The following is a 10,427-nucleotide window of genomic DNA, read 5'->3' on the forward strand; positions in this document are numbered from 1 at the left end:
CGATCTCCGCTCGATCCTCGATCGTCAACATCCTGCGCCCCACTACAACCCCTGTCCACCAACGCCTCTCGGCTACCGTTGCTTCGAGGGTATGACACCGCCGTTGACTGTCACCACGGGCGCCGGATCTGTGCGCGCCGCACGGGTCATCGTCACCGTGCCACCGCCGTCCGCGTCACACATCGATTTCGGCGAACTCCTTCCGGAGCGTCGAAATCGTGTGCACCACAACACCGTTATGGGTGAGGTCTACAAGGCGGTCGCCGTGTACGAGACCCCATTCTGGCGCGATCACGCCGACGCCGAGATCATTTTGCTCGGCGAGACCGGATTCGCCGTGTTCGATTCCTCACCTCCGGACGGCCCCGGCCATCTGACGATCCTGATCGGCGGGCCTGACGCGCGACGCGTCGAGCCGCTCGGTCCCACCGAACGACGAGATCTCCTCCTCGGTGCCCTCGCCCCACACCTCGGCGACGACATTAGTCGCCCCGCGAGCTGGCACGACAAGTTGTGGCGCCATGCCCCGTTCGTCGGCGGCGGCTACGCATCGCTCCCGACGCTGGGCACATCGGACGGGTTCTATCCGGTGGCCCACGAACCAGTCGGTGGCATCCATTGGGCGGGTACGGAGACCGCGACCGAGCACGCCGGATACATCGAGGGCGCGATCGAGTCCGGAGAGCGCGCCGCGCTCGAGGTTGCCGCGGCGCTGACCGATCCGGAGCAGCGTGCTCGAGTCCCTGGAGCCCGGTGACGCGCAAGAACTCCCATCTGTGTTTGTGGCGGACGAATCCACGGGGCTTCTCCGGACAGTACGACCAGCGAACCACGTGGCCCACACAGCTGAGAGCTACACGGAATCTGGGTCTCGCTAGCGGTGCCCACCGTTCTCCGCCGCCGCGATCTCTCCGAGTCGGACAGGCTGGGCCATCGGCCGGTTCTGACGGTGGGCGCCGGCGAGTCCCATGACATCGGTGAGGTCGTTGTCGGCTGGGCGCGACGCGCAGATGCCGGCGACGTTGTCACCGCAGAATCGCCCCTGACACGGCCCGAGTCCGGCGCGGGTGTTCAGCTTCGTGGCGCGCAGCGAGTTCCCGGCCGAGTGCTGAGCGCACAGATCGCCGAGTGTGGTGCTCTCGCACCGGCACACGACGGTGTCGGATCGGAGCCACTGATGCCAGCCGTCGCGCAGCGGATGGGCGGTGGCCAGTCGCTGCACGAATTGTCGCGCGGCGCGGCGCTTTCGCCCCAGGGCCGGTGTGATCGCTGTGGCAACACCCGCGGCCGCCAGCCCGGCGATCTGCCCTTCGACCGCCGCGGCCTGCGCCCCACCGATTCCAGTGATCTCGCCGGCGGCGAATACGTGCGGTGCGCTGGTTTCCTGGTGCTCGTCGGTGCGGACGAACACCCCCGCGCTCGTGGTCTCGAACTCACATCCGGCTGCCCTGGCGATCTCGAGTGCGGGGGTGAATCCGTGTCCGACGCAGATCGTGTCGACCTCGACGGTGGTCTCGGTGCCCGCGATCGGCGACCAGTTGCTGTCGAGCCGGGCCACCACCGCGGCCTCGACCCGATCGTCGCCGAGGGCGGCGATGACCGCGCGGCCGGTGCGCAGCGGAATGCGATGGCGTGCAAGGTGTCCGGCGTAGTGCACCAGGTCGCCGGTCTTACCCGACTGTGCGAGCAGCTCCCACGGACGCGCCATCCACCCGCGCGCGAGGGTGGCCGGACGGTTGGCCTCGAGGACGGCGGTCACCTCGGTACTCACCTGCGACAGCGAGGTCGCCACGGGCAGCAGGAACGGTCCGGTGCCGGAGACGACGGCGCGACGTCCCAGTGCCACACGTTCGGTGCGGGCCAGCGTCTGCGCCGCACCGGCGGTGTACACACCGGGCAGTGTCCACCCGGGAAAGGGGACAACCCGGTCATGGGCGCCGGTGGCGATGACCACCGCGTCGGGGTGGACCGCCGTTCGAGTCCGGTCGTGTCCGTCGATCTCGCCGGTGATCAGATGCAGTGTGGGTGCGGCACCGGCCCGTCGCTCCACCAGATAGACGACGGTGTTGGCCATCCACCGGCAATTCTGGTGACCCAGAACAGCATCGCGGCGACGGCTGAAGTTCTTCCACTCATGCTGGACCGCTTCAGGATGCGTCGAGTGATACGCCTCGGGGAGTTCGCGCTGGTACTGCCCGCCGGGACGGTCGTTGAGGTCGATCAACACGACCTCGGCGTCGTGTTCGAGTGCGGACTGCGCGGCGGCCAGCCCGGCCGGACCGGCACCGATGATCGCGATGAGGGTCATGAGCCGCTCCGTGACTGGTGGGTGACCTCGTCGCCGTGCTGCGCGCGTCGGCGGCACAGCCGCACATCGGCGTGGCCGTTGACGGTGGCAAGACAGTCGAAACACGATCCGATTCCGCAGAACAGTCCGCGCAGACGCCCCTGGGAGTCGGTGCGCCACGACATGATCCCGTTGCTCAGCAGGAGGCCGGCCAGCGTCTGTCCCGCGATCCCGGGCACGGGCTGACCGTCGACGGTGACCTCGATGGGAGTGTCGGTGCGACCGATCGGATCACCGGCATTGGGTATCAGGTGACCGGTCACTGTGCGGCCTCGATTCGTTCGGTGATGATGGCCGGGCGGTCCACCCGGAAATCCTCGGCCGTAACGGGGCACGGACCGCCGAGCAGCAGGCTGCGCAGCAGTACCGCCGTGCCCAGGCACAGTCCGATGCCGGCGCCTTCGTGTCCGGTCGCATGCCAGAGACCGGGCAGTCGGGGGTCGGCCCCGATCACCGGCAGGTGGTCGTCGACGTAGGGGCGAAAGCCGCCGTAGGTACGCATGATCTCCACATCGGCCAGATGCGGAAAGAGCCGGATGGCCTTGCGCGCCATCTGTTCCAGGCTGAGTAGGTGTGGTCCGTCGTTGTCCAGCGGCACCTGCCGACGCGACGATCCGATCAGGACCGGGCCCGCATGAGTCGACTCGACGACGGCAGAGGTCTGCAGTTCTGCCGACCCGCTGCCCACTGCGCCGACATAGTCGGCGTCGTAGACCTTGTGGAATACCGTGGGTGGCTGCGGGGTCGTGACCATGACCTCGCCGCGTCGCGGTTTGACCGCGATCGGCGCGCCGAGGGCCTGCGACACCTGCGCCGACCAAGGGCCCGCACAGTTGATGACGGCATCGGCATACACCGCACCGCCGGCGGTGCGGATGCCGGTGAGTGTTCCCGATCGGTGGATCCCCGCGATGACTTCGGTGCCCGCGATGACGGTGGCGCCGAACATCTTTGCGCTGGCCAGCAGAGCGTGGGCCGCGGCGACAGGTTGGACCTGCGCATCCTCGGGATAGTGGAATGCCGCGGCGAGGTCGTGGGTCAGAAAGGGTTCGGCCGCGCGGATCTCGTCGGTGGTCAGCTGCCGGGTGTCCACACCGGCGCTCGCCTGGTGTGCGCTGAACCGTCCGAGCGCGCGAGCACCGTCCTCGGTGGTCGCGACGACGATGCCGCCCTTGGCCTCCCACTCGACCAGACGTGCGGTGAGCGGCCCGCACTGCTCGGCGATCGCGGCGACGGTGTCGGGCCACAGCATCCGTGAGAGTCGGGCCAGTTCGAGTTCTGGGCCCGGGCCCTTGTCGGAGACCAACACGTTACCCTCGCCGTGCGCGGTGGTTCCCGAACCCGGTGCCCCCCGGTCGATGACGGTGACCGTCGCACCATTGCTCGCGAGTTCCCGCGCCAGCGCGCAGCCGATGATCCCGGCCCCGACGATGGCCACCTCGATCCCGCGGGAGACCGTCATCTCACGCGCCCGGTGCGACGTTGTCGAGGCTGTCGGGGTTGTGGGGGGTGTCGAGGTTGCCGGGGGTACCGGCGCGCAGTTCCGCCGGCAGCAGTTCGGCCGGGAAGTTCTGGTAGGCGATCGGTCGGAGGAAGCGGTCGATCGCGGCGGTACCCACCGATGTCCAGTGCACCGAGGTGCTCGCGGGGTAGGGGCCACCGTGATTCTGAGCGTCGGTGACCGACACCCCGGTGGGCCACTGGTTCCACAGCACCCGGCCCGCATGGCGCGCCAATGTGGCCGTGAGGGAGGCGAGTTCGGGTCCGATGTCGGAGTTCTCGCCCTGGACGGTCGCCGTCAGCTGGCCGGGCAGGGTGCGCGCGAGCGTGTCGCGCTCGGTCGCGTCACGGTAGGTGACCACCACCGAAGAGGGTCCGAAGCATTCGTCGAGAAGTGTGTCGGGGTCGCCGAGTGCCTCGGCCACCGTGGTCGCCAGGATCTGGCTGGCGGCCTCGAGCCCGGACCCGGCGGCCGAGGCCGCCACGGGGTCGACCCCGCGGTGCTCACGAAGGGCGGCCGCTGCGCGCTCGTAGCCGTCGCGGATACGTTCGGTGAGCATCGGCGCCGGTGCGGGAAGCTCGGCGTCGCGCAGCGCCGCGAGCGTGGCGCTGTTCTCGGGGACAACGAGAAGGCCTGGGCTGGTGCAGAACTGGCCGACCCCCATCGTGAAGGAGGCGATGAATTCTTTCGCGATGTCCGCACCGCGGGCGGTATCGGCGGCCGCTGTCACGAAGACCGGGTTGATGCTGCCGAGCTCGCCGAAGAACGGGATGGGGTCGGGTCGGGAGTTCGCGATGTCGAACAGCGCGCGCCCGCCGGGGACCGAGCCGGTGAACGACGCCGCGCGCACACGCGGGTCGCGCAGCGCGGTGTCCCCGGCGTCGACGCCGGTGATCGTGGCGAACACCCCGTCGGGGGCGCCGCTTTCGCGCAGCGCGCGGGTGGTCAGTTCGGCGACGCGGGCCGACAGTTCAGGATGTCCGGGATGGCATTTCACCACCACCGGGCAGCCGGCGGCCAATGCCGCGGCGGTGTCGCCGCCGGCCACGCTGAAGGCGAACGGGAAGTTGCTCGCAGCGAAGTTCAGCACCACACCGATCGGGATGTGCGTGCGCCGCAGATCCGGTCGGGGTGCACCCATCGGCCACGACGGGTCGGCCGGATCGATGGCGGGGCGCAGATGCTTCTCGTCGGCGACGTGGCTGCCGAGGAAGCGCAGCTGGAACGTGGTGCGCGTCAGTTCACCGGTGAGTCGCGCGACGGGCAGATGGCTCTCCCGCGCAGCCATGTCGATCAGTTCGTCGGCGTGTTCATCGAGAATGTCGGCCACCGCGGCCAATGAGCGCGCCCGGGCGACATGCGGTGTCATCGCCCACTTATCAGCGGCAGCGTCGGCTGCGGCCAGGACGCGATCGAGGTCTGCCGGTGATGTCTCGGAAGCGTCGAGTCGGGTCGCGCTGACGACCTCAGCCATGGTGTTGATCTCCTCGTCTCGTGTCGCCCGGTGGATCAGGGGTTCAGTGGATCAGGGGTTCAGCGGTAGCCCTTGGCGAGGACTGCCTCGGTGTCCTTGACGATGCGCGTGCGCAGGTCGTCGGACAGCGGCGAGCGCGGGGGACGGCATGCGCCACCGAAGCGGCCCGCCACGTCCATCGACAGTTTGATCGCCTGGACGAACTCGGTCTTGGAATCCCAGCGCAGCAGGCTGTGCAGGTCGCGGTACATCGGCAGGGCGGTCTCGATGTCGCGCGCCACGGCGAGTTCGTAGAGCTTCACCGTCGACTCCGGCAGCGCATTCGGGTAGCCGGCCACCCAGCCCACCGCACCAGCCATGCCCAGCTCGAGCAGCACGTCGTCCGAGCCGATGAGCACGTCGAGATCGGGTGCGAGTTCCTTGATCTCGTAGAAGCGGCGTACATCGCCGGTGAACTCCTTGACCGCCGAGATGAGGCCTTCGGCGTGCAGCTGCGCCAACAGGTCGGGAGTCAGGTCGACCTTGGTGTCGATCGGGTTGTTGTAGGCGACGATCGGCAGACCCACCTTGGCTACCTCGCGGTAGTGCGCGATCACGGTTTCGCGGTCGGCGCGGAAGGCATTGGGAGGCAACAGCATCACCGCGGACGCACCTGCCTCGGCGGCCTGCTCGGCCCATGCCCGCGACTGCAGTGCGCCGTAGGCGCCGACGCCGGGCATGACCGAGAAGCCTTCGGGCGCCGCAGCGACTGCGGTCTCGACGACCGTGGCGCGCTCGGCGTCGGAGAGAGTCTGATACTCACCGAGGGAGCCGTTGGGGCTGACGCCCTGGCAACCATTGGCGGCGAGCCAGGCGACGTGTTCGCCGTAGCGGTCGAAGTCGACGGAGAGGTCGTCGTGGAAGGGCAGTGCGGTGGCGACCAATACGCCGTGCCAGGGCTTACGTGCCAACGTCATCGGTATTCCTTCGGTGTCATGGCGGAGGTTGCGGCGAGGGGGAGCCGTGAGGGGGAGGGGCGTTGCGGTGTGGTGAGGCCTGGGATCGCAGCGGATGCCGGGCGGTGCACCATGTAATGTGTAACATATTACTGAAGATCCCTGCAAGACTATGGCCCAGTAGAGCTGACCCAGCGGATCCGCTGTCGCCGCAGACCTGCGGGGCCCATATCGTTGGCGAATATCCCGCCTGGACCAACGGAGGACTTTGATGCGTTCCATGCGGACCGTCTCGGCCGTCGACTCGCACACCGAGGGCATGCCGACGCGGGTGATCACCGGTGGCATCGGCCCGATTCCCGGCGCAACGATGGCGCAGCGGCGCGAGTACTTCATCGACAACCTCGACCACGTCCGGCGCTGGTTGATGAACGAACCCCGCGGACACTCGGCCATGTCGGGGGCGATCCTGCAGCCGCCGACCCGACCCGATGCCGACTGGGGAGTGCTGTTCATCGAGGTGTCGGGCTGTCTGACGATGTGCGGCCACGGCACCATCGGGGTCTCGACGGTGCTCGTGGAGACGGGGATGGTCACCGTCACCGAACCGGTCACCACGATCCACCTCGACACCCCGGCCGGGTTGGTGACCTCCCGCGTGCGGGTTCAGGACGGTCAGGCGCTCAGCGTCTCGCTGACGAATGTGCCCTCGTTCGTGCACGGCCTCGACGCGAAGGTCGCCGTGCCCGGCTTCGGCGCGCTCACGGTCGACGTGGCCTTCGGCGGCAACTTCTACGCGATGCTGCCGGTGGCGGATCTGGGCCTCACCCTCGACCCTTCCGACCGCGACGAGCTGCTCGCGGCCGGGCTCAAAATCGGTGCGGCGGTTGATGAACAATTGTCACCGGTGCATCCGCTGGATCCCACCATCCGCGGCTGCAAACATGTGGTCGCCTACGAGAAGGGTGTCGACGGGGCGGATGCGAAGTCGGCGACCCTGATCTATCCCGGGTGGATTGACCGGTCGCCGTGCGGCACGGGCACCAGTGCGCGGCTGGCACAGCTGCACGCCCGCGGCGAACTCGGGGTGGGGGAGGACTTCGTGCACGAGTCGTTCATCGGTTCGCGCTTCACCGGCCGGATACTCGACGAGACGACCGTCGGCACACATCCGGCGATCGTCCCCGAGATCACCGGGCGCGCATGGATATCCGGACTCAACCAGATCATGCTCGACCCCACCGACCCGTTCCCCGCCGGCTTCGTCGTCTGACGACCATCACCACCGTCGTCTGACGACCACCACCATCGGAGAGGCAGCGATATGTCGACAGCCGACGAGAACCCCTCGGCCCCCGGCGCGATCGGGATCATCAAACGCGAGAACCTGCGCACCGTGGTCACCAATGCCCTGCGCGCGGCGGTGATCTCCGGCGAGATGGAGCCGGGGACCATGTACTCCGCACCCACGCTGTCCAAGCGGTTCGGCGTATCGGCGACCCCGGTGCGTGAGGCGATGCTCGACCTGATGTCGGAGGGTCTGGTGACTTCGGTCCCGAACAAGGGATACGTGGTGGTGCCCGTCTCCGATCACGACCTCGACGAGATCACCGACCTGCGGCTGATGATCGAACCGACCGCGACAGTGCGGGCGGCGACGCTCATGCCCGAGGACATCATGCCCGAGCTGCGTGAGATGGCCGAGGCCATCGTCGCGGCCGCCCGCGCCAAGGACCTGATCGCCTACGTCGAGGCCGACCGGGCATTCCACCTGCGCATCCTCGAGTTCTACGGCAATGAGCGGCTGCTCAAGCTGGTCGCCGATCTGCGCGCGCAGACCCGGCTCTACGGGCTCAAATCGCTGGTCGCCAACGATGAGCTCGTCGAAGATGCGCTGCAGCACCACCGCATCCTCGACCTCATCGAGCGGCGGCAGTTCGATGACCTCGATCCGGAGTTGCGCGACCACATCGGCAGGACTCGCGGCATCTGGGCGACCGGGGTGTGAACGGACGTGCCTCGGTGACCGGTGACCGGGGATCGGTCAGTGCTGGGGTTCGATGACCTCGGCGCAGCCTGGCGAACCCACTCTCACTCGGGACTTTGTATGACGAACAAGTTTGTATGTCCGACGTGGGGTGAGCGGAGCGGGACAAGGGAATTGCGAGATTCGGTTCTGCTCAGGCGTGGGGTGACCAAGCCCCTGCAGGGTGTCCGCCTTGATGCACCCAGACCCCGACACCCCGCTGGGCTGCAAGATCGACTGGCCGATCACCGTGAGCCGTTGGATAACAGGAGGTCATTGATCGCAGGCGCGCAGTGAGGTATGCCCATGGGATGGATCGCTTCTGGGTCGCGTCGAACGACGACATGCAGTCTGCAACGACGGATGGGTGGACCACCCCGTCCTCGTTGTGGGGCGCACAACCGGTGGCGACTCACGAGCTTGCGGACAGACGGTGTCTGATCCTGCTCGGTGAGCCCGGCATTGGAAAGACAACGGCGGTTGGCGACGGAAAGGTGTTGGCGCCGCAAAGTTGCTTCGACTCGAGTTTCAAAATCGATCTCGTGGGCAAGGCGCGCGAGTCTTCGGTCGACAGAGTGTTCCAAGGGGTCCTTGATCAAGTCGGTGATGGTGACGTGTGTTTGACCGTTGATGGATTCGACGAGGCGCAGCGCCTGATTCCAGGTGTGTTCTCTGTAATCCTCGACTATCTCGATAATTTCGGGCCGGAGCGTGTGTGGCTGCGGATCGTGAGCAGAGCGAGCGATTGGGAAGGCCGCTATACCAAGGATCTTGAGAGGCGATTCCCATCGTGTGTGTCGATGTTTTTGCTACCCCTCACGCGTGCGAACGCGAGCGAGATCGCAGAAGCGAAGGATGTTGACTCGCAGCGCTTCCTGTTCGAAGTCGAGCGCAAAGGGGTTGAGGCAATCGCCGCCCGACCATTGACCTTGGACTTTCTCCTTCGTGCGTACGAGATCGATGGCGCCCTTCCAAGTCGTTCCGCGAAGCTCTACGAGATGGGGCTGTCCGCTTTGTGCGAGGAGCTTTCCAGCGACCGGGCCGCGCGGCAGCCTCGAATGGTGCCGGGGCGAGCGATGGAGATCGCGGCACGCACGGCTGCGGTGATGGCCTTTGGCGGGAAGGCGTCGATCTGGTTAGGTCCGGAGGTGCGCGCATCACCAGAGGCGGTCACCGTATCCCAGTGTGTCGTTCGTGGAGTTCACTGGCCCACATCGGTGACGACCACCGAAGTGGAAGAGGTCTGGCGGGGAGGTCTTTTCAGTGGGACCGTCAGCCGTGTGTGGGCGCACGCCACGTTTGGAGAGTATCTCGCTGCACGATGGATCGTTACCCATGAGCTCTCCGACTCTCAAGTGCGTGCACTCCTCGTCGCGGACCCTCCGCAGTATCTTTACCCGCGAACGAGAGCAGTCGCGGCATGGCTTGTCGCTATCTCCCCGCAGAAATACGGATGGCTCGTTGGTGTTGATCCTGCGGCGTTCACTCTTGGGACCGACGTGCCGTCCGACGACCTCCGGGAGCGAGTGCTCCGCGCCATTCTCGACGGAGAGGTCGACCTCGACTATCGGGAACGGACGGACTACCGAGCGCTCCGCTATCCGGGTCTGAGTCGCTTGCTTGACGATAGGGTCCCGACCGCCGACGGGCAAAGCCTTGAAGTGGCTGCAGCCATCGCAATCCAATGCGAAACACAGGATGTGGCCGAGGTGTTCGGCCGTGTCGCACTCGACACCGAGCGACCTCTTAGGGAGCGGACGATTGCAGCAACAGCATGTGAAATGCTGTCCCGCACGCACCCGACCTACCAATTGGTGCCGCTGGCCACAGATTCCGAGGAAACACGTGGCGGTCTCGATCCTGTGGGTCGTCTCGAACTCCAAGGAATCGGATTGCGGGCATCGTTCCCGCATGCACTGACCGTCGAGGGCGTTCTCGCGATCCTGACTCCGTACGAGGTGAAAAATGTCCACGGTCAGTATTGGCGCTTCGTCAGAGACTTCGCCGACCAACTGGATGACCTCGACGCCCCCGCTTTGGCGGCTCTTCGAACTTGAGCGGGCAATGCCTGGTCAGCGGGCTGGCGTGTCGATGACGTGAGACGCCCCTGGTCTCCGGAAATCTGGATGTTGCGACACATTCCG

Annotated in this window: 9 protein-coding genes; 4 read left to right on the plus strand and 5 right to left on the minus strand. The window is 66.8% G+C overall.

From position 1 onward, the window contains the following. Positions 1 to 103 precede the first annotated feature (103 nt). On the plus strand, positions 104 to 757 hold the full coding sequence (locus IEW22_RS19025) for a flavin monoamine oxidase family protein (protein WP_229742910.1): 654 nt from the start codon (positions 104 to 106) through the stop codon (positions 755 to 757). Between the two features lie 117 nt (positions 758 to 874). On the opposite strand, the gene IEW22_RS19030 is transcribed toward IEW22_RS19025, so the two are convergent. From IEW22_RS19030 to IEW22_RS19050, 5 genes are read right to left on the minus strand one after another with little or no spacing between them, the layout of a single operon-like run. Next, complete coding sequence (locus IEW22_RS19030) at positions 875 to 2,308, minus strand: FAD/NAD(P)-dependent oxidoreductase (protein WP_188588850.1); 1,434 nt, start codon at positions 2,306 to 2,308, stop codon at positions 875 to 877. Next, positions 2,305 to 2,610, minus strand: coding sequence for a (2Fe-2S)-binding protein (locus IEW22_RS19035; RefSeq protein ID WP_188588852.1), 306 nt, complete (start codon positions 2,608 to 2,610; stop codon positions 2,305 to 2,307). Before IEW22_RS19035 ends, IEW22_RS19030 begins: the two co-directional genes overlap by 4 nt. Then, positions 2,607 to 3,809 carry an NAD(P)/FAD-dependent oxidoreductase gene (locus IEW22_RS19040; protein ID WP_188588854.1) on the minus strand — a complete coding sequence of 401 codons (1,203 nt, stop codon included), beginning with the start codon at positions 3,807 to 3,809 and terminating at the stop codon, positions 2,607 to 2,609. The genes IEW22_RS19035 and IEW22_RS19040 overlap by 4 nt, the downstream gene beginning before the upstream one ends. 1 nt (position 3,810) lies before the next feature. Beyond that, positions 3,811 to 5,322 (minus strand): aldehyde dehydrogenase (NADP(+)), encoded by a 1,512-nt coding sequence (locus IEW22_RS19045; RefSeq protein ID WP_188588856.1) that lies wholly within the window; start codon positions 5,320 to 5,322, stop codon positions 3,811 to 3,813. A gap of 59 nt (positions 5,323 to 5,381) precedes the next feature. Then, complete coding sequence (locus IEW22_RS19050) at positions 5,382 to 6,278, minus strand: dihydrodipicolinate synthase family protein (protein ID WP_188588857.1); 897 nt, start codon at positions 6,276 to 6,278, stop codon at positions 5,382 to 5,384. Between the two features lie 250 nt (positions 6,279 to 6,528). Between IEW22_RS19050 and IEW22_RS19055 the strand changes: the two genes are divergently transcribed. The 3 genes from IEW22_RS19055 (at position 6,529) to IEW22_RS19065 (ending at position 10,340) form a co-directional block, all read left to right on the plus strand. After that, on the plus strand, positions 6,529 to 7,530 hold the full coding sequence (locus IEW22_RS19055) for a proline racemase family protein (RefSeq protein WP_188588860.1): 1,002 nt from the start codon (positions 6,529 to 6,531) through the stop codon (positions 7,528 to 7,530). 51 nt (positions 7,531 to 7,581) lie between these two features. Further along, a complete protein-coding gene (locus IEW22_RS19060; RefSeq protein ID WP_188588862.1) occupies positions 7,582 to 8,265 on the plus strand; it encodes a GntR family transcriptional regulator in 684 nt (227 codons plus the stop codon). 329 nt (positions 8,266 to 8,594) lie between these two features. Then, positions 8,595 to 10,340 carry an ATP-binding protein gene (locus IEW22_RS19065; RefSeq protein ID WP_188588864.1) on the plus strand — a complete coding sequence of 582 codons (1,746 nt, stop codon included), beginning with the start codon at positions 8,595 to 8,597 and terminating at the stop codon, positions 10,338 to 10,340. Positions 10,341 to 10,427 lie beyond the last annotated feature (87 nt).

Origin of the sequence: Gordonia jinhuaensis (genome assembly GCF_014639795.1) — a bacterium.
Taxonomy (GTDB): Bacteria; Actinomycetota; Actinomycetes; order Mycobacteriales; family Mycobacteriaceae; genus Gordonia_B; species Gordonia_B jinhuaensis.

Bases quoted from the DNA above. Each gene is read 5' to 3' on its own strand.
- IEW22_RS19030 (WP_188588850.1), bottom strand. From the start codon at position 2,308: ATGACCCTCATCGCGATCATCGGTGCCGGTCCGGCCGGGCTGGCCGCC.
- IEW22_RS19040 (WP_188588854.1), bottom strand. From the start codon at position 3,809: ATGACGGTCTCCCGCGGGATCGAGGTGGCCATCGTCGGGGCCGGGATC.
- IEW22_RS19045 (WP_188588856.1), bottom strand. From the start codon at position 5,322: ATGGCTGAGGTCGTCAGCGCGACCCGACTCGACGCTTCCGAGACATCA.
- IEW22_RS19050 (WP_188588857.1), bottom strand. From the start codon at position 6,278: ATGACGTTGGCACGTAAGCCCTGGCACGGCGTATTGGTCGCCACCGCA.
- IEW22_RS19055 (WP_188588860.1), top strand. From the start codon at position 6,529: ATGCGTTCCATGCGGACCGTCTCGGCCGTCGACTCGCACACCGAGGGC.
- IEW22_RS19060 (WP_188588862.1), top strand. From the start codon at position 7,582: ATGTCGACAGCCGACGAGAACCCCTCGGCCCCCGGCGCGATCGGGATC.
- IEW22_RS19065 (WP_188588864.1), top strand. From the start codon at position 8,595: ATGGATCGCTTCTGGGTCGCGTCGAACGACGACATGCAGTCTGCAACG.